We start from the raw sequence: 22,386 nt of genomic DNA on the forward strand, positions 1-22,386 counted from the left end.
ATCTGTTGTTAAAACAAAAGAAGCTTTAATTTATATTATACTCTGAATTTAATTTTTGGATTTGTTCAGGTCTTCCCAAAACTATAATTTTTGAATTTGGCATGAGTTGTTGTTCGGCTTCAGGATTAACAATATATTCGCCATCACCATTTTTATAACCTATAACATTACAGCCTGTTTTTTTTCGTAAATCCAAATCTTTAATAGTTTTAGTTTGTGATACGTCATACAATTTATTCACAGGTATTTCTTCAATATTAATGTTGGATTTTCCAACTATTGATAAGTTATCAATAAATTCAATTAAATCAGGTACCACAACTAGTGACGCCATGTGGTCGCCTCCAATTTTGTCAGGTAGAATAACGTTGTTAGCTCCAGCTAGTTTTAATTTTTTATATGAGGTCTCTTGTGATGCTCGACTGATTATGGTCATTTCATTGTTAATTTGTCTAGCTGATAGCACAACAAACAAATTATCTGCATCATTAGGTAATGCAGAAATTAAAGTACTCGCACGATCTATTCCTGCTTGAAGCAGTATTTCATCTTCATTAGCATTTCCATGCACAAATGGCACCATTTCACTTTGATATTTATCAATGATGTCCTTGTTTCGTTCAATTACAACAAAAGGTTTTTTGTAAGCAATAAGCTTTGTAGCAGCCTGTTTACCGTTTCTTCCATAACCACAGATAATAATGTGATTTGAAAGGCTATCAATCTTTTTTTGCATTTTCTTCTGTTTTAATTCATCAATATTATTCTGACTTAAAATATATTCTGTAATCACTTTTAGGGCATAACCAACAATTACTACACTGGTAAGGATTAAAAAAATAGTAAATATTTTTGACGGTTCATCTAGAGGCCTAACCTCACCAAATCCTACAGTGGTAATGGTTATAACCGTCATATACAACGCATTAATCCAAGTATAACCAGACAACACTTTAAAACCAACAACTCCAATTAGCAGCAAGAAAACTAATAAGAAAATGGCAGTGTATATTTTTGACCTAAATAGACCTAGTATTTTATTGCTCATAAATTATAAATCAAAAACTGATGATCGTTTTGTGTACAACAAATCTTTAATTCGCATCCAAAAAGCAATGAATAAATACAAAGCAAAACCAAAACCCAAAGTTACAAACGTTAAATACATAAATGAGGTTCTCACAACCTTGGCTCGAATTCCCAATCTATCTGCAATTCGTTGACACACGTAGTATCCATGTTTTTGAAAATACAATAAGGTGTTATAGAAAACATTCATGCTGCAATGTAATAATTTATTCGCTTAAAAGTGCATTTCCAATGGCACATTGCAAGCATTTATTTTTATCACAATATTGTTTTTTGAGTTGAATGTAGGCTTGCGTTTCATAAGCCGAAAAGGGCTCTTTTTTTAAGTCTTGAAATTTTTCAATGATACTATTTTTTTCAGCAGGTAAAAGGCGAATCAATTCAAATATATCTTGTGTGTTTTCATTACCTCTACTTTTAGAATAAGCAAATTTGATCGGAATTATAGTGTTTATAAGAAGTAGATTAATAAAAGCCTTGGTAAGTGCTTTTTTTGATGAACTAGATACAGTTCCAAAATTATAATGTGTTTGCCAATAATCTGAAACTGAAATTTCAAACATCTGATATAAATCGGTTAAATCTTTTTTTGATATCAATTCTGAAAACAGGTTATGTTGCTTGTAATATAATGCTGCTAGTTGCGCTAATCGAATGGTTGGGAAGTTTGGTGGTCGTAATTTGTAAAATTGAGCAGGTAAAACTGAATTCTCATCTAATTTGAACTTATGTTTGATATAGTGATATTGGTCTTTTAAATCAATAAAGTATCTGTCTTGATGGTCTGCATTCATTAGTCCCATTTGACCTAAAAACAAAGCTTCCAATTCTTGCTGATTGGATTGCAATTTTCTAACAATTGAAAAATCGAATGACTGACTCATACTCAAAAATGCCTCGCCATTAATGTTCAGTCCAAAGTTTTTTGCGAGCATTCCAAACAGAACAGCTTCCCAATTATTTTTTGATTTATTAAGCAAGTCTTGAATTACTTCTGATTTTTGTTCCAACCGCTCTATGTAAAGGCGTTCTAACCAAAGTTTCAAAACAAAATCATCCACATCAGGAAAATCCTTTTCACAGTTAATCCATTTGCTGGATTTCGAAAACAATTTTTGATAATTATCCAATACAGATTGATTTATGTAATTTTTAAGTTCAAGTGTTGGTATTACCGAATTATCGTTTCTGAAAATATCCGCATCATGCTCCCAAACTACATGTAAGATAACATTATCGTAATTTGAGTCTGTTTCATGATTGTGTACATACCAATCACTAGATTTTAAGTGAATTTCAACATTGCCTGCCCATAATTGATTGCCAATAGTTATTTGTGCATTAAAAAAATCAGGACCAGCTAAATGGTTATGAGTTCCAGATGATTTTACTAAAACGTCACTGCCATCAACCGTTTTTAAATTAACCGATTGATACTTTTTTTGCTTCCAGATATAGTGTAAAAAGTCTTCTTTCATACTTAAAAACAAGTTACTAAAATTTGCTATAAATGTTTATGTTTAGTTTAGGATAATACACAGTCCCATTTTGTATTTTTACATAAAAACAAAATGAACACGCATATAATCTATACCTGCTTGCTCATAATTTTTCAAAATACTATGACTTTATACGATTTCAATACAGATAGTAAAGCCAATGATTGGCTAGTTGTTGATGATGTTGTTATGGGTGGACGCTCTGACGGCAATTTTTATGTTGACGAAAATGGTTATGGTATTTTTGAAGGCAACATATCACTAGAAAATAATGGTGGCTTTTCTTCTGTAAGATATGAATGCTCTACGATAGCAGTACATGATTATTCAAAAATCAGGCTACACGTTAAAGGTGATGGCAATACCTATCAATTACGAATTAAAAGTAACCGTAATGATTATTATTCTTATGCTGCGTATTTTCAGTCAGATAATAATTGGGGCACTATTGATATTCCTTTGAAAGCTTTTTACACTGTTTTCCGAGGTAGAGATTTAGATATGCCTAATTTTAATGGTGAAACCATTGAAGAAATTGGTATTTTAATCGGTAATAAAAAAGCACAAACCTTTAAATTGGTACTGGATAAAATTGAACTCATTAAATAATGATTAGAAAACATACTCCAAACGGCCTCAACTCCATACTTGATATATGGTACAAAACATCAACATTAGCACGTCCTTTTTTGGAAGACAATTTTGTTGAACAAGTTAAAACAGCTATGCGTGATATGTACATTCCAGGCTCTGAAACTTGGGTTTACGAAGAGAACAATAATATTCTTGGTTTCATTAGTATGATGGATAATGAGATTGGCGGCTTATTTGTTTTACCAAATCATCATGGCAACGGCCTAGGCACTCAACTTGTAAACTTTATAAAACCTATGCACAGGAGTTTGGAAGTAGAAGTATTTGATAAAAACACTATTGGAAGGGCTTTTTATAAGAAATATGGTTTTGAGCAAATGAACCATTATTTTCATAAAGATAGTAACCAAGATGTGTTGCGTTTAAAACTTGACAATCTCAAATAAATAAACGAACTTCGTTAGCTCTAGATATAAAAAACCTGTATTGAGCCTGTCGAAATATTAAAACGATATCATATCAATAAGTTGGCATTAATTTGAATGAACAAATTACAAGAAATATTATATCGATTTAAAATTCTGAATTTAAGCAACAGAAAAATAGATTATTGGATTAAAACAAAACAATTCGATAAAATAATTTATGCGTCAAAGAACGGCAATTATAAAATTCGAATAAAAATTCTCGACGGAATAAAAGATATACTGGAATTGGAACCGATTTTAAACATTGCATCTGATTTAATCGATGATAATGTTAAGATTGTGTCCGAAAAAGCCATTGAACTTTTAAAAAGTAAACCTGATTACTCAAAACGAATTTCTGCAAAAGAAACTTTTTGGAAAGAACAAAATAAAAAACGTATTGGGCAAAATATTACTTCTTCAAAAAATGACCAAACTTGGAAAAGTAATAAAAAAGGAATGGTTCGTTTAAATCAGGTCAAACAGCAACTGAAAAAATCAATGTATGGAGAAAAGTGGATGTAAAAAAACTAATGCCAACACCGGCTATAATCCATCGCTCGCAAAATGCTAAACCAAAAGTAAAAACATTAAATCAGCTTGATTTCTCTGCGGAATAGTCCTGCGGACGATTCCACGCCGAAATCATAGCCAAAACCGTTAACGAAACTTCAATAAAACTAGTCGATATAACCCATTTTCTTCATCCAGTCGTTATTAAACATTTTACCAACATAACGACTGCCATGATCGTGAAATAGCACCACCACCACGTCATCTTTAGTAAAGTGTTCTTTTAACTGTAAGAGTCCTTTAATAGCTGCTCCAGCAGAGTTTCCTAAAAACATCCCTTCTTCTTTGGCTAATAACTGGGTGTAAACCGCAGCATCTTTATCGGTTACTTTTGTAAAACCATCAATAATGGAGAAGTCAACGTTTTCTGGTAAAATGTCTTCGCCAATACCTTCGGTTACGTAAGGATAAATTTCTTTTTCATCAAAAATGCCTGTTTCGTGATATTTTTTAAAGACGCTTCCATAGGTATCAATTCCCCAAACTTTTACATTTGGGTTTTGTTCTTTTAAATATTTACCAACTCCGGAAATGGTGCCTCCAGTTCCTACACCAACCACAAAATGCGTGACTTTACCATCTGTTTGCTCCCAAATCTCTGGACCTGTGCTCTCATAATGCGCTTTAGCATTGCTGGGATTATCATACTGATTCACATACCAAGAATTTGGTGTTTCTTCTCCTAAACGCTTTGAAACGGAATAGTAACTTCGTGGATCTGTAGGTTCCACATCAGTAGGACATACTACCACTTCAGCTCCAACAGCACGAAGAATGTCCATTTTTTCTTTAGACTGCTTATCTGAAATTACAAAAATACATTTGTAGCCTTTTACTATCGCTGCCAAAGCCAAACCCATTCCCGTATTTCCTGAAGTGCCTTCAATAATAGTTCCACCCGGTTTTAAACGACCATCTGCTTCAGCATCTTCAATCATTTTTAAGGCCATACGATCTTTAACCGAATTTCCAGGATTGAATGTTTCATATTTAGATAAAACCAAACATGGCAACTCTTCTGTAAGTTTATTGATTTTTACTAATGGTGTATTACCAATAGTCTCCAAAATATTCTTTGCGTATTTCATTCTAGGCTCGCAAAAGCGAGAATCTTTTTGTTGTTAATATAAATTTTGCACAAAAGTAATTAATTTAATGAGATGCTGAAAGAAGTTCAGCATGACTGTGTTGCTTATTCAAAACGCATAGCTTTAACTGGCGATATCTTGGTAATAATGTAAGATGGTAATAACAGCATTATCATACACATAACAAAGGTGCCTATATTTAATGCCACGATATACCCAATACTTAAATAAACAGGTGCTTCACTCACGTAATAAACATCAGGGTTTAATGGAAATAATTTGAAATATTTTTGTGCTAGTAGAATTCCTAACCCAATGATATTTCCCCAAAAAAGCCCCAAAACGATTAGGTAGGATGCATTATAAAGAAATATTTTACGGATACTTAAATTACTGCTTCCTAAAGCTTTTAAAATACCAATCATTTGAGTCCTTTCTAAGATTAACACCAATAATGCTGTAATCATATTGATACCAGCTACCAAAATCATGATGCCAATAATGCCATAAATGTTTTTATCAAATATGTTTATCCACTCAAAAACAGATTCGTATTTCTGTTCTACGGTAACGGTATTCATTTTAGAGGGTGTGTTTTCATATACGGCATTCTGTATATTTTGCAATTCATTATAATCATTTACAAAAACCTCAAAATGTCCAACTTGATCTGGTTCCCATTTATTCAAACGTTGTATATGCCTGATGTTTGAAATAATATAGGTTTTATCCAAATCTTGAAATCCAGAATTATAAACACCTTTTATTTTATATGGAACAATACGTGTATTTTTATAGTCTTCACTCAAAAAATAGGTTTGAATAGTATCTCCCAATTTAAGATTCAATCTATTGGCAATATATTGTGAAACCAGAACATCCTCACTGTACGCCTGTGTGTATTTAGGAAGTTCGCCTTCTATTAAAAACTCTTGAAAATAATCCCATTTAAAATCTGGTCCGACACCCTTTACTATAACAGCTTCAAAATCGGTTTCAGTTCTAATAACTCCAAATTTAGTTGCAACACCTTGAATATGATTGACGCCTTCTACCGAATTAAATTGAGGGTAAAAATCCTGATTGAGAGAAATTGAACCGTCACTTTCTTGGGAATTATTATTTCCAAAATTTGAAATCAATATATGCCCATTGAATGCGACTACCTTGTCACGAATTTTTTGTTGTAACCCTATACCTGTAGCAATAGCAATCATCATCACGACCATTCCAATAGCAATTGCTGCAATACCAATTTTTATTATTGGTGCCGAAACGCTACTTTTATACGTTTTACTATCAATTATGCGTTTAGCAGTAAAATATTCGAAATTCAAATGTTGCAATTAGATTTTAATAAGGTCAAAAATACCGTTTTTTTATTTGTTTTAGTATTGATTTCCTGCGGAAACTTTTCGCAAACAGAAAGAGAAACCCAAGTTAATCATAACAATACAAAGAATACTTCGTCTCTTGACTCCCTGTCTGCCTTCAGCCAAGCTCACAATGACGAAACTATAATTGTTGGCGCCAATCAAACCGAAGATTATTTACCTCTATTAAACAGTAAGCGCGTTGGAATTGTTGCCAATCAAACTTCAGTAATCTTTAAAAATGATAATTATATACATCTAGTTGATTCACTATTAAAATTAAACATAAACGTTAAAAAAGTCTTCTCTCCAGAGCATGGTTTTCGCGGTACCGCTGATGCTGGCGAATTAGTTAGTGATGGTATAGATACAAAAACAGGTTTACCTATTGTTTCTTTACATGGAAAAAACAAAAAACCTACCCAAAAACAGTTAGCAGATTTAGATGTTGTGATTTTTGATATTCAAGATGTAGGTGTTCGTTTCTACACTTACATATCATCTCTACATTATGTTATGGAAGCTTGTTCGGAAGAAAATATAACACTGCTAATTTTTGACAGACCTAATCCTAATGGACATTATGTTGATGGTCCAACTCTAGAAACTGAAAACAAAAGTTTTCTTGGCATGCATCCTATTCCGTTAGTACATGGTATGACTATTGCCGAATATGCAACAATGATAAATGGTGAAAAATGGTTAAAAAATGGTTTACAATGTAATATCACTATAATTCCAATTAAAAATTACACGCACCAAACGCCTTATAGCCTACCCCTTAGGCCTTCGCCTAATTTACCGAACGATCAATCTATTAAACTATATCCTAGCCTTGGTTTATTTGAAGGCACCAACATAAATGCTGGTCGTGGTACAGAGTTTCAATTTCAGAGATATGGTGCGCCTTTTCTGAATCCTAAAACTATGACCTTCACTTATACTCCAGAACCAAATTTTGGAGCAAAGAATCCAAAACATAAAAACAAAGCCTGCTATGGTGAAGATTTAAGTGACGTTAAAATTGATGGTATGACCTTGAAATGGATTATTAAAGCTTACCAAAATTCAACTGATAAATCGTTGTTTTTTTTAACGGATGGATTTACAAAACATGCAGGAACAGCCAAACTCCAACAACAAATTGAAGCTGGTTTAACGGAGAAAGAAATAAGACAAACTTGGCAAGAAGATTTAGAGACTTTTAAAAAGACACGTAAAAAATATTTACTTTATGAATAATTCTAATCATCTGAGTAAGTCAATTTAGAACGTTCTATTGAAGTTAAATTTTTAGAATCGTAGATGTGTAATACGAACACAATTTTTTTAGAAGATTGACTAACAACTAATACATGCTTCCCTTGAGATAATTCAGTTAATGGTAAACTAAACTCATTTTTATTAAGATAAACATCAACTTCACGTTTGTATTCAGTATTTATGGAATATACGTTAGTAATAAGTTTATCACTTTGTAACAATAAGGTATCCTTTGTTTTATTTAAATCATGATTTATGTTGGAAGCACTCAAATTAGCGTTTTTCTCAATCAATCCAATATGACTAGATTGTGCCATAGCAAAATTGCCAGCAATACTGACAATTAAAATTGTCCAGATTGAAATACAATTATATTTATCTATCATTAGCTAATATGTTTAAACAACATATTTTAATGAATCCCGAATGATAAACATATGTAAATCAATAAGTTATTTCATCAAGAAATCTATAAACAGTAAAAAAACAGGATAAAATAACATTTTTAAACGAAAAAGACTTTCAAATTAATATATTCTATTTCAATGTTTTAATCTTTAGGTAATATCGTTGGTTTTTGATATTTTTGAAAAGGTTGTTTGAGTAACTCACCTATTTTTCCATTGGCTATTTCATCAGGAAATACATCTACACCATAAACAATTTTCTCACGATCTAGCTCCATATAGGTGCCAAATAATCTGTCCCAAATAGAAAAAATATTACCATAATTAGAATCTGTGTAAGGCAAAACATAGTGGTGGTGAACCTTGTGCATATCTGGAGAAACAATAATATAACTCAACCATTTATCAACTCGCTTGGACATTTTAATATTGGCATGAGTAAATTGCGTAGCAACTAATGATAAAGACTGATATAACATGATAATTGCTATAGGTGTTCCAACTAAAAACACTCCAAGTAAGGTAAAGGCGAAACGAATTACACTTTCTATTGGATGATGTCTGTTGGCTGTTGTTGTATCGACATTATGATCGGTATGGTGAACCAAATGCACCATCCATAAAGGTTTTACTTTATGCTCAACATAGTGAGCCAAATAAGCACCAAAAAAATCTAATAACAAAACGCCTAATAACACATATAACCAAAGTGGCATTTCTGGCAACCAATTGATAATTCCAAAATTATTTTCAGCCACCCAATCAGATGTTTTTAAGAGCAAAAAAGCTAATCCGAAATTGATAATAACAGTTGTAAACGTGAAAAACAAATTAGGCAATGCATGTTGCCATTTTTTATACTTGAATTTGAATAGCGGTAATGAACCTTCTAAAAGCCAAAAAAAAGTTATACCTCCAACAAGAATTAAACTACGATGCAGTGAAGGAATATTTTCAAAATAATTGATTAAGGTTTCCAATTTCTATTTTTCTTTAAATATAAAAAATGTTCTGCTTATAACTTAATATGCTTTTTCATTTCCTCAACAATATTATATGCAGCAGGACAAATAGCAACGTTTTTCATAGTGAGATTAGAAATTTGCTGAAACTTTTTTCTATCTGTATGCGGGAATTCTTTACAAGCTTTAGGCCTTACTTCGTAAATACTGCAATAATTATCAGCTCCCAAGAATGTACAAGGTACAGACTGTAAGACATAATCATTTTCTTCATCAATACGTAAGTAAGTTTCAATAAACTGCTGTGGTTTCATTTTGAAATGTTTAGCTATTCGCTGTATATCTTTCTCGGTAAACAAAGGTCCTGTAGTTTTACAGCAATTGGCACATTGTAAACAATCAGTTCGTTCAAATTCTTCATCATGTAGGTCTTGCATGATATAATCCAATTGTTTGGGCGGTTTCTTTTTTAGCTTTTTAAAGAAGGCTTTGTTTTCGTTATGCTTATCTTTGGCCAGCTTTGGAAGATTGTCAATAATGTCTTGCATGGTGTAAAAATAGCATAACAATTTTAAATAATAGATGCTGAATCAACTTCAGCATAACAAATTTCATGGAACGAGATTTATTAGGGAAAGCATTATTAGATTATTACAACGGTAATTATACCGAAAACATCATGACATCAACCAACATTTCTGATGAAGATGAATTACCCTTACCTTATTTATTCCGAAGTTTTAAAAACATGCCAAAGCTTGAACAAAAAGCATTACAATTATGTCATGGAAAAACGCTTGATGTAGGATGTGGATCGGGTTCCCATAGTTTGTATCTTCAAGAAAAAGGTATAGATGTAAAAGCCATTGACATTTCAAAAGGTGCTATTGAAGTTGCTAAAAAGCGTGGTGTTAAACAAGTTGAAAGACTTAATATACTAGATGAAACAGAACAATTTGACACCATTTTACTTTTGATGAATGGTACTGGAATTTTTCAAGAAATTGAACAAGTTGGCAAATACCTAACCTGTTTAAAATCACTCTTAAAAAAGGGTGGTCAAATTTTAATTGATTCTTCAGATATTCAATATATGTATCAAGATGATGATGGTGGTTTATGGATTGACACCAACGCAGCATATTATGGCGAATTGGATTATTACTTGAGTTATAAAGGCGAAGACGAAATACCCATGAAATGGCTCTATTTGGATTTTGACACTTTGCATTTAGCTTGTACAAGTGTGGGTCTGAAATGCAAAAAAATTATGGATGGAAAACATTTTGATTATTTAGCCAAACTTTACTAATCCAGTTGTGGTTGTCCACTTACATAAGTTTGCAAAACTTTAATGTTAGGAACCTTCTCAATTTCTACGGTCATAATATCTTGATCGATGATAACAAAATCAGCAAACTTTCCAACTTCAATACTGCCTTTTTCATCCTCTTCAAAATTTGAATAAGCAGCCCAAATTGTCATACCCTTTAATGCTTCAGCTCTTGACAAACCATTTTCTGTTTGAAAACCACCTTCTGGAAACTGTTTTAAATCTTGCCTAGCAACAGCAGCATAAAATGTTAAAAACGGGCTGACCTGTTCCACAGGAAAGTCGGTTCCCAGAGCTACTTTCCCGTATTGCTCTAAAAGTTTTTTATAAGCATATGCTCCTTTAATACGTTCTTCCCCTACTCGATCTTGTGCCCAATACATATCACTGGTAGCATGAGTTGGTTGCACTGACGGCAAGATATTATCGAAGTATTTAAAATCTTCAGGCGACACCACTTGAGCGTGTTCTATTCGCCAGCGTCTATCAACATTTCCTTGTAAGACATTTTTATAAGTCACTAAAACTTGATGATTAGCAGAATCACCAATGGCATGTGTGTTCATTTGAAATTCAGAGTCCGCTATCCGTTTGGCTGAATTTTCAATATGCTCCAATGACATAACTGGTAACCCATATGTGTTATGTTTATCAGAATAAGGTTCTCTTAAAAGAGCACCTCGAGAACCCAACGCACCATCGGCATAAAATTTAAATGATCGTACATTCAACTTATCGGTTTTTGTAATTCCTTTGTTTAAATAATAATCTAAATTAGGTTCAATTCCAGGAACCATCATATAAAGTCTTATTTTCAAATTGCCAGATTTTTGGAGGCTGTCTATCAACTCTATGGTTTCAATCCATGGTGAGGTAAATATATCTGGACCAGCATCTGAAATAGTAGTCAATCCGTTTTCAAAACATATTTTTTGGGCAGCTAAAAGCGCCTCAATCAATTGTTCCTTTTCAAAAGCAGGCCAATTGTTCATGACCAATTGTTCGGCATTATCCAGAAGAATACCTGTTAGCTTACCATTTTTCACTTCTACTTCACCTCCTTCAATAGAACTGTTTACAGTTACATTCCCTAAATCTAGAGCTGCTTGATTACAAAATGAGGCATGACCGTCAATACGCGTTAAAGCAACCGGTGTATTAGGAAATAATTTATCTAAAATGGTTTTATCGGGCATGTTTTTATCTTCCCAATCATTTTGATCCCATCCTCTACCCTTTATAAAGGGCATGTTATGTTCTTTTTGGAAATCTAAAACACGCTTTATCATATCATCAAAACTAGTGGTACCAATAAGATTTACTTGCTTTTGTAGTTGTCCTAGTGTTAAAAAATGTGCATGAGCATCAATTAAACCTGGCAAAATAGTCTTGCCATTGGCGTCTATTATAGTGTCAGCAGAATATTTTTCTTGAAGAACTTTTGAAGATGCTATATCAAAGAATTTCCCATTCTTAACGGCAAAGGCTTCAGCTTTGTCAAAATCATCCAAAATCGTGTAAATGTTTCCGTTAAGGACAATGGCATCAACGTGTGGCTTTTCTTTTCCACAGGAGAGAATACTTAAAAAGATTAAAGACAGTATGAGTTTTTTCATAAATAGTTATTATAAAATTTGCCCTAAATTAATTATTTTGATTGAGTTTAAATATAGTCCAATCTCTTTTTAAAAGCCATATATTATCTTTTCTTGATATTAAAATGAGATTCAGAATCAGGTTTAAAAAACTCTATCTCTCATCAAAATTATTAAGAATTTACTTTTTTATAAACTTTGTAGTTTGTTCACCATCAACCGTTTTTAAGTTTAAAAAATAAATACCCTTTACAAGTTTGCTTACATTTAATCGTAATTGGTTTGTTGATGTCAACTGCGTAAGTACCTGCCTACCATGTACATCATAAACTATAATAGATTCCAAATTAGTTTTACTTTCCAAAATAATGACATCTGCTGCTGGATTTGGATATACGGTTATTAAGTTTTGTAATTCAGTCTCTTCAACAGACAGGTTTTCGGCAACGGTTGTTAATTCATCATTAGTGATTATTGGCGCATTGTAATCAAAATAGATTTCGGCATCGTTTGAAAAGGTGTCACCCAATTCCAAAGTCTCCAATGTTTTTATTTTAAATAGCACATAACCATCATTGTTAGCATCATCAAACGGTAAGTTAATATTCTCAAAAATAAACTCTACAATATTATCATCCTTTATCCTCGTTACAAAATCGTGGCTACCATCTAATGGTATCAATGTTGATACATCGTACTTGGCCAAATCTATTTCATCCTTTATCACAACATTCACGGCACTGGCAGTTCCTGTATTTTCAAAACGGATTAAGTAGTGAACATATTTGCCAACATCTTCTGGAGCAATGGTTTCACCTTGCAGGCAGGTTTTGTCATTGGGGTCGAAAGAGTTTACAACCACTTGTTTTAGTTGAAAATTATTGTCGCCTGGTATTTCGTCACCAGTTATTGGAAAGATATTAGCCACAAAACCTAAATCATCACCTCCGTTAAGTGGTGGTGTATCCGTTGGTGAGTTTAAATTCATGGTTACCAGAATCTCTCTTGTTTCAAATGGCATCAAATCCATAAAATCCCAGGTTAGTACATTATCAACGTGTTCATCTGCATTTGGTTCAGAAGAAACCAATTCCATTAGTCCAGCATTTTCGTTGTAACTGAATTCCAACGAATTGGAAATAACTGTATTCCCTTTGTTTTTGTAAATTATTTTATAGTCAGTATCAAAACCTGGACGAGCTTCTTCCATAGGAATAATCACAATTTCTAAATCGTTATGACTACCATTTTGCGTAACACAAAAATCAAGGTTATAGGGACTTGTTTCTGAAGGAAAATCTATTGAAATGCTTTCTGGAATTATTGTAAAATACTCTGAATTTTCTAAAACTGGATAAATCTCATGTATACCCTCTTGAACTGAAATAGAATAATTCCCAGAAGTATCGGGAATAATTGTTCCATTAACTGTACCATCAGTAATATTAAATTTTATATTGGGAATAAACGGGTCGCCCAAATCACAACCATTATTGTCTAAATCAAAAGTAACAGATCCTTCAATAATAGAATAACTACCTCCAGGCACAAATGAGCAATATGTATTTACAACACAGTCTGTGTTACCATATGCAATTGCCTGGTTTTTTACAGCATTTAACTCTTCTTCATCAACACATATGAATTCTAAATTATTGGTATATAAAAAATTAAAACTGTCAAACTGACTACCATTTTTTATGAACAGCGAAGTCAATTGGCTGTTATTGTAACAATTCAAATAATTGAGATTTATCAAATTATTTACATCTAATGTGCTGAATTGATTAGAATTACAATCTAAATAGGTAAGATTAATAAGAGCATTTACATTTAGTTCTGCTAGTTGATTTCCACTACAAGTTAACTGAACTAAATTTAATAAGCTTTCTAAATCTAAAGTTGTTAATTGATTATTACTAACATTCAATTCCGCAAGATTAGTCAAATTACTCAAATCCAGTTCTGGTATTTGATTTCTACTGCAATCAATAAATGTACAGTTTGATAACCCACCTATATTTAAATCTACTAATTGATTAGAATAACAATTCAACTCCAAGAGACTAGTTAAAGCACTGACATCTAAAACATTTAATTGATTATTGCTACAATTCAATTCCTCTAGGCTTGACAAACCACTTAAATCTAATGACGTTAATTGATTTACACTACAATCTAAAAGATTAAATTCTGAAGACAATGGTAAAATTAAATTTGTTAGATTATTATAATAACAATTCAAATTTGTAATATTTATCAAGTTACCCAAATCCAAATCTGTTAGTTGGTTTTGTCCGCAACTCAAATTATTAAGATTTGTTAAAGAATTCACTTCAAGTGTTGTCAATAGATTATTACTGCATGATAAAACTGATAGATTGTTTGGCAAATTATCCTCACCCAATATGGTCAAATCATTATTTGCACAATTTAAGTAATTAAGATTTTCTAAACTACTGACATTCAATGTGCTTAATTGATTATTCCAACAAGTTAACTCTTGCAAATTAACGAAAGCCTCAATGCCTTCTAAAGATGCAATATATCGACTTGAGACATTAAGTTTTAAAACTGCTTCCGCTTCAGAAACCTGAATTTCTCCATCATCATTTGTATCCGCATCTTCATCTCCATTTCTATCGCCAACGGTATCAACACAATTACCGTTTACAAGCATATTCTTAAAATTAGCATCTGGTATATTGACAATTTGCGCTTGAGAAAATGTAAACGAAATGAGGGCAATTAGGATTAAGTAATCATGCTTCATAATAATAGTGTTAAGTATGCAAAATACTAATATTTATGGCAACTAAAAAACGCTCATATTGAGCGTTTTAAGTATTTTATTAGATTCTAAAACAAGTTCAGAATAACAAAATTATTGCTTGATGAATTTTGTAGTTTGTTCACCATCAACCGTTTTTAAGTTTAAAAAATAAATACCCTTTACAAGATTGCTTACATTTAATCGTAATTGGTTTGTTGATGTCAACTGCGTAAGTACCTGCCTACCATGTACATCATAAACTATAATAGATTCCAAATTAGTTTTACTTTCCAAAATAATGACATCTGATGCTGGAATTGGATACACAGTTATTAAGTTTTGAATTTCGGTTTCTTCTACAGATAGGTTTTCGGCAATGGTTGTCAATTCATCGTTAGTAATTATCGGTGCATTATAATCAAAATAGATTTCGGCATCGTTTGAAAACGTGTCACCCAATTCCAAAGTCTCCAATGTTTTTATTTTAAACAGTACATAACCATCATTGTTGGCATCATCAAACGGTAGGTTTATATCCTCAAAAATAAATTCAACAATATTATCGTCCTTTATTTCTGTTATAAAGTCATGGCTACTATTCAATGGTAGTAAAGTTGATAAATCGTATTTTGACGCATCTATTTCATCCCTAACAACAATATTAACTGCACTAGCAGTTCCTGTGTTTTCAAAACGGATGAGATAGTGCACATAGTTACCCACTTCTTCTGGTGTTATGGTCTCACCTTGCAAGCAGGTTTTATCGTTTGGATCAAATGAGTTGACTACTGTTAATTTTATTTGGAAATTATTATCATGAGCTGTTTCGTCTATGTCTTTTGGGTAAATATCAGCTACATAACCTATATCATCTCCTCCGTTTAATGGTGGTGTATCGGTTGGTGTATTCATGTTTAAAGTAACTAACACTTCCCGAGACTCAAAAGGTTGAAGATTACTATAATTCCATGTCACTATGTTACCGGCAACATTGTCTGCTTCTGGTGTTGCAGACACAAAAGTCATAGCATCCCTATTTTCATCATAATCAAAAAGCACAGTTCCTGAAAGCGTTGTATTCCCTTTATTTTTATAAAGCACTTTGTAATCTGTATCAAAACCAGGTCTCGCCTGCTCTAATGGAATAATAAAAACTTCCAAATCATTATATACTCCATTTGGTGTAATACAAAAATCTTGATTATACGGACTTGCTTCAGTTGGAAAATTCACAGTCATACTTTCTGGTGTAACCGTAAAATAATCTAGATTCTCTAAAACAGGAGTAACAGTGTGTTCTCCCTCCAAAACAGGAAAAGAATGACTTCCATCGCTACCAGAAATGAAATATCTATTTATAACACCATCATTTACATTAAGTTTTAGATTGGGATAAACATCATCACTCACATCACAGCCGTCCATTGCAAAATCTAAATGGGTTTGTCCATCAATAACATAAAAATTTCCTCCTGGCTCAAAGAAACAATAGGAATTTACTTCACAGTCCGTTAAACCAAACAATTCAGCTCTATTCTTGACATAGTCAATTTCAAAATCATCAGTACAGATATATTCTAAATCTGGATTATTGTAAATATCTAAATACTCTATGTGACTGCCATTTTTCATGAACAAACTCGTTAATTCATTATTAGAGCAATCTAAATCTGTTAGATTTGGCGACTCATTAACATCTAATGATTCTAAATAAAGATCAGTACAGTCTAAATTCTCGAGACTTACTAACCCACTTAAATCTAATGAATTAAAAAAAAAGTCAAAACCGTTGCTACAGTCTAAATCAACAAGATTAACCAAACTACTTAAGTCTAATGCTGTCAAATAATTAACAGAGCAATTTAATTCTGTTAGATTTGTTAATCCACTTAAGTTCAATGTAGATAAATCGTTATTATCACAAAATAATCTATCAAGGTTTGTCAGCGCAGTTACATTTAAAGTTGTTAGTCTATTTCTGGAACAATTCAAATATTCGATATTAGTTAAACCAGTAATATTCAGATTGGTTAATAAGTTGGATCCGCACAACAAATCAGTAAGATTGGTTAAATCACTAACATCCAAATTTGTCAGATAATTAGCCGTACAATTCAACATTTCTAAATTTACAAAAGAGGAAATACCTTCTAATGAGTCAATATTTCTGTTTAAAACATCTAAACTCAATACGGCTTCTGCTTCCGAAACTTGTATTTCTCCATCGTTATTGGTATCTGCGTCTATATCTCCTGTGTAATCACCATCTGTATCTACACAGTTGGTATTCACCAAGGCGTTTTTAAAATTAGCATCTGGAATATTAACAATTTGCGCTTGAGAAAAGGTAAACGAAATTAGTGCAATTAGGAATAAGTAATTATACTTCATGAATATTAGCGTTAGGAATGCAAATTACTAATATTTATGGCAACAAAAAAACACTCAAAGAATGAGTGTTTTTTTTTTGTATTTAAGAGGTCTCGACTTCATTTCGAGTTGCCTCAAAGACCGTGCTCGACGTGACAAAGAGATTCATGCCTTCGCAGGAATTAGTTAAAAATCAAATTTATAGGTTACGCCACCTAACAATTGAATGCCTTGAACGTTGAAATTTTGCCAGCGTTGATAATCTTGGTTGGCTAAATTATTGCCTTTTAAATAGGCTGATAATCGGTCAGTAATATGATATCCAACATGTGCGTTTAGATCAAAATAACTATCTAAAGTAACTGTACCTTCAAAAAGTTGAATAAGGTTTGGATAAAATATATAATCTTTTCGTTCGCCTACGTAGAACAAATTGGCTCCAGCAAACCATTTTTCATTGATTTGATAATCCATAAACAACGACGCCTTAATGTCAGGTAAATTCCAAGCTTCACGCTGGTCACTAACATCATAAATAAAATATTCCCCTTGAATCCCTAGGGTGAAATTTCTACTGACGTCAACACTTAATTCGCCACCAATTGAAAAGGTTGATACATCATCATATACCACACCAAATGAATTACCATAGGTATAACTTTCACCCGTAGCAATAACATCGTTATTCAAAAACAAGGCTTTATTGTTTTCAGCTACGTAAGCACCTTTTATATTATAGCCCATACTATTGGACAATTTTCCTTTAAGTCCAATAAATGCATTGTATTGCTGATCAGTTGGCGCAATGAATAGCGTTGGTGATACAAATGGGTTTTCCTGTGCAAAATCATAATAACTATTCTGAAGCAAACCACCTTGAATGCCTCCATAGGCAATAAGGACCTCGTCTACCACTCTATACGATGCTGATAAATTGGGATAGATATAGAATTTATTTTCACCCATTTCTGTATCGTTTAAATAATAAAAAGACACACCCAAATCTAATGTTAAATCATCTTGTGTCAATCGGTAGGTTGGCAATAAGCCAACATTAAAATTTCCGTATTTCAATTCCTCATCTACATAATAACTTCTATCAAACGAACCGCCTAAATAGTCTATTTTTAACTCGGTTGTAATTTCAAAATCTGAAATGGGAATGTTGCCTGCTGCTTTTGCTTTAAACCTATTTTCTCCAGAACCTCTATCGTCTCCAAAACGTCTAAAAAACACCGATCCAGATGTAATATAAGAGTCTTCAAAAGAAATATCACCTGACACATGTGCACCATAAAATTCATGTAAAACTGGTAATCTATCGACATCTGATTTCTCAAAAATAGATTTTGGAACACCATACCAATTATAACTTTGGTGCAAACCACCTAACTCAACATTCCAAGCCATATCTCGTAAGTTTTGAGCATAGTTCACATTCAATTTTGTATCATAAAAACTGTCATCCAGAAATACACCATCAATGCCACCTTGAGATGAATGGTGGCTAATATAACCTCCAACACTCTCTGTTCTTGATATAGCATGATTCAAGTATAATTCACCTAAAATATTAACGTAATTACCAAACCCTAATGATGCATAGTTATCATATATTTTTGGTGGTTTTTCTTTGTCAACCACTGCAGCTTTACCTTTTGCTGGTGTGAACGTTGATGCAACAGGGAATGAAAAAATATTATACTGAATGTCTTTTTTTGTTGTGGTCACCTCATCATCTAATGACGGTTCTTCTTTTACCTTAAACGCATCAGAAATAGATGGCTCATATGGTTTCACCACATTAATAACATTCGTATCAAGCGTATCGTTTGGTCGTTCTTGGGCCCAAGTAGATCCAATAGAAAAAACGATTGTTATTATTAAGATTTGATAAACTTGCTTGCGCATAGATTTGTTTTTTGTTTGATGTATTTTTTGATTATTTACAATTCTAAACTTCAGATTTTAGTCTTCCTCGCTTTGAACTGATGCGTTCGTTTTGGCTTGCTCTGTTTTTAGTTTATTGAGTTCCGTTTGTGCCTCTTCAACAACATCATCAAAATCAGGAAAATTTTCAATGACGCTTTCCAAAATATAGGTTGCTTGAAAGGCATCTCCTAAAGCATAATAATTTTTAGCCATAACAATTAATCCTTTGGCACTATAATATTTATACCCTGAATAATCCTTTGCCAATTGCTGAACCGTTGTATTGGACGCTTCAAAACTTCCTGCTTTGTGTTTAAAATAGGCATTGTAATACAGGGCTTCAGCAGCAGTTTCACCTGTTGCTGTTTTTTCAACTTCAGTGTAAGCAGTCTTGGCACGTGTTTCATTGCCTTGTTTTATAGATGATCTTGCAATAATGACGTGTGCATCACTCTTTATTTTATTATCTATACTGACATTAGTCAATACTTTTTCGGCATAAGAAATAGCTTCATTATATTTTTCTAATTGATAATTAGCTTTCATTAAATTTGATTGTGCAAAAATGACATTCTGCGGGAAACTTGCTTCATTTTCTAAACGTTTTAGAACAGGAATCGCTTCATTCCAATTTTTGTTTTCTAAATAAATTTGTGAAAGTCGCGATAATGCTTCTTCGGTAAATTCATTTTGAGAGGCATTAACAACCGCTTTATAATGCGGTGCCGCATTAGATTTCAAGTCTTTTTTAAAATACAATTGTGCTAAATAAAAATGTGCTTGTAAGGCATGAAGACCTCTAGGAAAGTCATTTAAATAGCCATTAAACTGACGTATGGCATCATCGGTTTTATTTTCAATATATTTTTTCTCGGCAGATTCAAAGGTTGTATTATCCAAATCGGCATCTGTTACCTCTACATAATCCAAGGTCTTTACCCAAGACGCATATTCGTTTACACGTCCTAAATCAATATAAATCAAACGTGCAGTTGAAACAGCCTGATTGGCTTCTGGTGTTCCTGGATAATTGGTTGCTACGGCTTTAAATTTATTTAAAGCACGTTCATTTTCACGAGCATTATAATGAATCAAACCTTGACGTAATTGGGCCTTTGGTGCCAGAATACTCATGCGATATTCTGAATTCAGTTTATCATACATCCTAATCGCTTTATCTGATTCGCCTTTTTTTACATATGAGTTTCCCAACTCATAAATAGCATCATCACGTAAAGTAGATTTTGGAAATCTGTCAATAAATGTTTCCAAACCTGAAATTTTTTGATTGGAATTACCAGCATAACCTTGGCTTAATGTTTTTTGAAAATAGGCATAATCAGCATCTATCTTGTTCAACTTAACGGCTTGGTCGTAAGCCTGAATGGCCTCATTGTATTCAGTTGACACAAAATGCGCATCTCCCATTCTTAAATAAGCATCATTAAGACGAATATCATCATCATTTACACTAGAGATAAATGAATTAAAATGCTCACTTGCTTTATCATAATTTTTCTGCTTAAAATACGTATATGCTAAATTGTACTCAAGGTTGGTATATTCAGGTGTTCCGCCAGAACTTACTTGTTGCTTGAATTGTTTAAATCCAATTAAGGCATCTTCATAATTGGTTAAATTATAATCAGTTTCAGCTTTCCAGAATGTAGCTCGAGCCGTATAATTATCGTCTCTAGGTTCTTTAATTGATTTCTCGAACAATTTACTTGCTTCTTGATAATTACCTTCGTTATACAATTCCAATCCTCTATAAAAAGCTACTTTTTGGAATGCTACCTTGCTTTCAAAGTTGCGCTTTCCTTCCAGTAAAACTAAAGCCTCTTTATAATTTTTAGATGTGATATACGAGTCAATTAATAAAGTTTCAATTTCTTCTTTGTATGCTGTATCTGGATATTTGTCTAAATAATCTGTCAACACTTGCGGAACGGATTGATATGGATTTCCTATTTCATAACTAATTTTAGCATAATTGAGCCAGGCATCTTCTTGAATTTTTAAATCGAAATCCATTTGGGATGCATTCCGAAAAGCATTGAGTGCTTCTTGTTTTTTATCGAGATTCACATAGCTTTCACCTAAATGGTAGTAGGCATTTTGTGCTACACCATTATCGCCATCTATTATTTTATTGAATTCTGAAATAGCATCCTCATAGTTACCTTGTTTGTAATAAGCATAACCCAATTGATAGTAATCAGTATTATTCCATTTACCACGTCTGCCTTTGAATTCTTGAAGGTACGGAATGGCTTCAGCATATTTTTCAAGATTAAAATAACTTTCTCCAATTATTTTATTGAGTTCAGACACTTCATTCCGATCACTATCTGGCAAGCGTTCTTTAGCTAGCTTTATGGCTTCTTCAAACTTTCCAAGTTTGAAATTTAAATCGGCTTGATAGTATGATAGTTTTTCCTTGTATTTCTCCTGATCGCTTACCTGATCAAAGTATTCATTGGCTTGATTGTAATCATCGTCTTGATAAGCCATAAAACCCATATAATATTTTGCTTGAGAACCATACTTTTGTGAAGTTTCCAATCGGGACAAATGCTTTTTGGCTGTTTTATAATCACCTGTTGTAAAGGCTACATAACCATTGTTAAAACTGAATTTATCTCGTTCACTGCGAGCCAGTGAATTTTCATCCACTTTGTCATACCATTTTTTGGCGTGTGCATATTTTCCGTTTACGAAATAATAGTCTGCTACATCTAAAAAAGCAGTGTTACGCTTGGTACTTGTTGGATAATTTTCAACAAAATCCTCGATCAATTTGTCGGCATTTTGCTGATTGAGTCTAACTGCACAATTGGCTATAAAATAATCACAATCTGATTTTAAAGCATCCGTTTCAGCATCTTTTTTTATATTTCTAAAAAGTGTTTGGGCGGCTAAATACTGATTGTTATTATAAAGTGAAAGTGCTTTTTGGTAATCTACCAAATCATTGGTGTAAGCTTCGGTTTGCTGGGCCACAGATATTTGAAATACTCCAAAAACCACTATAAAAAATAAGGCTATTCTTCTTAACATGAATGCTT

General features: G+C 32.6%; 18 protein-coding genes. 5 read left to right on the plus strand and 13 right to left on the minus strand.

From position 1 onward, the window contains the following. Positions 1–25 precede the first annotated feature (25 nt). The 3 genes from C1S72_RS04470 to C1S72_RS04480 are packed head-to-tail and all read right to left on the minus strand — an operon-like array spanning position 26 to position 2,567. Positions 26–1,048: a potassium channel family protein gene (locus C1S72_RS04470; RefSeq protein WP_104734447.1), complete on the minus strand. Its 1,023-nt coding sequence runs from the start codon at positions 1,046–1,048 to the stop codon at positions 26–28. 3 nt (positions 1,049–1,051) lie between these two features. Then, entirely contained in the window at positions 1,052–1,279 is a 228-nt protein-coding gene (locus tag C1S72_RS04475) for a PspC domain-containing protein (RefSeq protein ID WP_104734448.1), read from the minus strand. Positions 1,280–1,295: 16 nt separating this feature from the next. Next, entirely contained in the window at positions 1,296–2,567 is a 1,272-nt protein-coding gene (locus C1S72_RS04480; protein ID WP_104734449.1) for a DUF2851 family protein, read from the minus strand. A gap of 144 nt (positions 2,568–2,711) precedes the next feature. Between C1S72_RS04480 and C1S72_RS04485 the strand changes: the two genes are divergently transcribed. The 3 genes from C1S72_RS04485 (at position 2,712) to C1S72_RS04495 (ending at position 4,174) form a co-directional block, all read left to right on the plus strand. Continuing rightward, positions 2,712–3,197: a CIA30 family protein gene (locus C1S72_RS04485; protein ID WP_104735788.1), complete on the plus strand. Its 486-nt coding sequence runs from the start codon at positions 2,712–2,714 to the stop codon at positions 3,195–3,197. Further along, positions 3,197–3,628, plus strand: coding sequence for a GNAT family N-acetyltransferase (locus C1S72_RS04490; RefSeq protein WP_104734450.1), 432 nt, complete (start codon positions 3,197–3,199; stop codon positions 3,626–3,628). The genes C1S72_RS04485 and C1S72_RS04490 overlap by 1 nt, the downstream gene beginning before the upstream one ends. A gap of 96 nt (positions 3,629–3,724) precedes the next feature. Further along, positions 3,725–4,174, plus strand: coding sequence for a hypothetical protein (locus C1S72_RS04495; protein ID WP_104734451.1), 450 nt, complete (start codon positions 3,725–3,727; stop codon positions 4,172–4,174). A gap of 155 nt (positions 4,175–4,329) precedes the next feature. Here C1S72_RS04495 and C1S72_RS04500 read toward each other — a convergent pair whose 3' ends face one another. Together C1S72_RS04500 and C1S72_RS04505 are read right to left on the minus strand one after the other, a co-directional pair. Next, entirely contained in the window at positions 4,330–5,310 is a 981-nt protein-coding gene (locus tag C1S72_RS04500) for a PLP-dependent cysteine synthase family protein (protein WP_104734452.1), read from the minus strand. Positions 5,311–5,414: 104 nt separating this feature from the next. Beyond that, a complete protein-coding gene (locus C1S72_RS04505; RefSeq protein WP_104734453.1) occupies positions 5,415–6,647 on the minus strand; it encodes an ABC transporter permease in 1,233 nt (410 codons plus the stop codon). Here C1S72_RS04505 and C1S72_RS04510 point away from each other — a divergent pair, their 5' ends adjacent. Beyond that, positions 6,648–7,925, plus strand: a complete 1,278-nt coding sequence (locus C1S72_RS04510) for an exo-beta-N-acetylmuramidase NamZ family protein (RefSeq protein WP_104734454.1) — start codon at positions 6,648–6,650, stop codon at positions 7,923–7,925. A gap of 2 nt (positions 7,926–7,927) precedes the next feature. Here C1S72_RS04510 and C1S72_RS04515 read toward each other — a convergent pair whose 3' ends face one another. The 3 genes from C1S72_RS04515 to C1S72_RS04525 all read right to left on the minus strand — a co-directional run bounded on the left by C1S72_RS04515 (position 7,928) and on the right by C1S72_RS04525 (position 9,863). Further along, on the minus strand, positions 7,928–8,332 hold the full coding sequence (locus tag C1S72_RS04515; RefSeq protein WP_104734455.1) for a hypothetical protein: 405 nt from the start codon (positions 8,330–8,332) through the stop codon (positions 7,928–7,930). A gap of 164 nt (positions 8,333–8,496) precedes the next feature. Further along, positions 8,497–9,333 carry a sterol desaturase family protein gene (locus C1S72_RS04520; protein WP_104734456.1) on the minus strand — a complete coding sequence of 279 codons (837 nt, stop codon included), beginning with the start codon at positions 9,331–9,333 and terminating at the stop codon, positions 8,497–8,499. Positions 9,334–9,368: 35 nt separating this feature from the next. Then, on the minus strand, positions 9,369–9,863 hold the full coding sequence (locus tag C1S72_RS04525) for a YkgJ family cysteine cluster protein (RefSeq protein WP_104734457.1): 495 nt from the start codon (positions 9,861–9,863) through the stop codon (positions 9,369–9,371). 65 nt (positions 9,864–9,928) lie between these two features. Here C1S72_RS04525 and C1S72_RS04530 point away from each other — a divergent pair, with 65 nt between their 5' ends. Continuing rightward, the gene (locus tag C1S72_RS04530; protein WP_104734458.1) at positions 9,929–10,627 is read left to right on the plus strand and encodes a class I SAM-dependent methyltransferase; all 699 of its coding nucleotides are present in this window, start codon (positions 9,929–9,931) and stop codon (positions 10,625–10,627) included. Here the strand turns inward: C1S72_RS04530 and C1S72_RS04535 are convergent. From C1S72_RS04535 to C1S72_RS04555, 5 genes are all read right to left on the minus strand, one after another. Beyond that, positions 10,624–12,264 carry an amidohydrolase gene (locus C1S72_RS04535; protein WP_104734459.1) on the minus strand — a complete coding sequence of 547 codons (1,641 nt, stop codon included), beginning with the start codon at positions 12,262–12,264 and terminating at the stop codon, positions 10,624–10,626. The genes C1S72_RS04530 and C1S72_RS04535 overlap by 4 nt on opposite strands. Before the next feature lie 160 nt (positions 12,265–12,424). Next, positions 12,425–15,016, minus strand: coding sequence for a T9SS type A sorting domain-containing protein (locus tag C1S72_RS04540; RefSeq protein WP_104734460.1), 2,592 nt, complete (start codon positions 15,014–15,016; stop codon positions 12,425–12,427). A 111-nt stretch (positions 15,017–15,127) separates the two neighbouring features. Further along, complete coding sequence (locus C1S72_RS04545) at positions 15,128–17,407, minus strand: T9SS type A sorting domain-containing protein (RefSeq protein ID WP_104734461.1); 2,280 nt, start codon at positions 17,405–17,407, stop codon at positions 15,128–15,130. A 165-nt stretch (positions 17,408–17,572) separates the two neighbouring features. Next, positions 17,573–19,297, minus strand: a complete 1,725-nt coding sequence (locus tag C1S72_RS04550) for a porin family protein (protein WP_104734462.1) — start codon at positions 19,295–19,297, stop codon at positions 17,573–17,575. A 57-nt stretch (positions 19,298–19,354) separates the two neighbouring features. After that, entirely contained in the window at positions 19,355–22,378 is a 3,024-nt protein-coding gene (locus C1S72_RS04555; protein ID WP_104734463.1) for a tetratricopeptide repeat protein, read from the minus strand. Positions 22,379–22,386 lie beyond the last annotated feature (8 nt).

The organism is Hanstruepera ponticola, assembly GCF_002940745.1.
Lineage (GTDB): Bacteria > Bacteroidota > Bacteroidia > Flavobacteriales > Flavobacteriaceae > Hanstruepera > Hanstruepera ponticola.

What these genes read in the sequence shown, in the direction of transcription:
- C1S72_RS04470 (WP_104734447.1), bottom strand. Translation starts at nt 1,048, where the DNA reads ATGAGCAATAAAATACTAGGTCTATTTAGGTCAAAAATATACACTGCC.
- C1S72_RS04475 (WP_104734448.1), bottom strand. Translation starts at nt 1,279, where the DNA reads ATGAATGTTTTCTATAACACCTTATTGTATTTTCAAAAACATGGATAC.
- C1S72_RS04480 (WP_104734449.1), bottom strand. Translation starts at nt 2,567, where the DNA reads ATGAAAGAAGACTTTTTACACTATATCTGGAAGCAAAAAAAGTATCAA.
- C1S72_RS04485 (WP_104735788.1), top strand. Translation starts at nt 2,712, where the DNA reads ATGACTTTATACGATTTCAATACAGATAGTAAAGCCAATGATTGGCTA.
- C1S72_RS04490 (WP_104734450.1), top strand. Translation starts at nt 3,197, where the DNA reads ATGATTAGAAAACATACTCCAAACGGCCTCAACTCCATACTTGATATA.
- C1S72_RS04495 (WP_104734451.1), top strand. Translation starts at nt 3,725, where the DNA reads ATGAACAAATTACAAGAAATATTATATCGATTTAAAATTCTGAATTTA.
- C1S72_RS04500 (WP_104734452.1), bottom strand. Translation starts at nt 5,310, where the DNA reads ATGAAATACGCAAAGAATATTTTGGAGACTATTGGTAATACACCATTA.
- C1S72_RS04510 (WP_104734454.1), top strand. Translation starts at nt 6,648, where the DNA reads ATGTTGCAATTAGATTTTAATAAGGTCAAAAATACCGTTTTTTTATTT.
- C1S72_RS04515 (WP_104734455.1), bottom strand. Translation starts at nt 8,332, where the DNA reads ATGATAGATAAATATAATTGTATTTCAATCTGGACAATTTTAATTGTC.
- C1S72_RS04525 (WP_104734457.1), bottom strand. Translation starts at nt 9,863, where the DNA reads ATGCAAGACATTATTGACAATCTTCCAAAGCTGGCCAAAGATAAGCAT.
- C1S72_RS04530 (WP_104734458.1), top strand. Translation starts at nt 9,929, where the DNA reads ATGGAACGAGATTTATTAGGGAAAGCATTATTAGATTATTACAACGGT.
- C1S72_RS04535 (WP_104734459.1), bottom strand. Translation starts at nt 12,264, where the DNA reads ATGAAAAAACTCATACTGTCTTTAATCTTTTTAAGTATTCTCTCCTGT.
- C1S72_RS04540 (WP_104734460.1), bottom strand. Translation starts at nt 15,016, where the DNA reads ATGAAGCATGATTACTTAATCCTAATTGCCCTCATTTCGTTTACATTT.
- C1S72_RS04545 (WP_104734461.1), bottom strand. Translation starts at nt 17,407, where the DNA reads ATGAAGTATAATTACTTATTCCTAATTGCACTAATTTCGTTTACCTTT.
- C1S72_RS04550 (WP_104734462.1), bottom strand. Translation starts at nt 19,297, where the DNA reads ATGCGCAAGCAAGTTTATCAAATCTTAATAATAACAATCGTTTTTTCT.
- C1S72_RS04555 (WP_104734463.1), bottom strand. Translation starts at nt 22,378, where the DNA reads ATGTTAAGAAGAATAGCCTTATTTTTTATAGTGGTTTTTGGAGTATTT.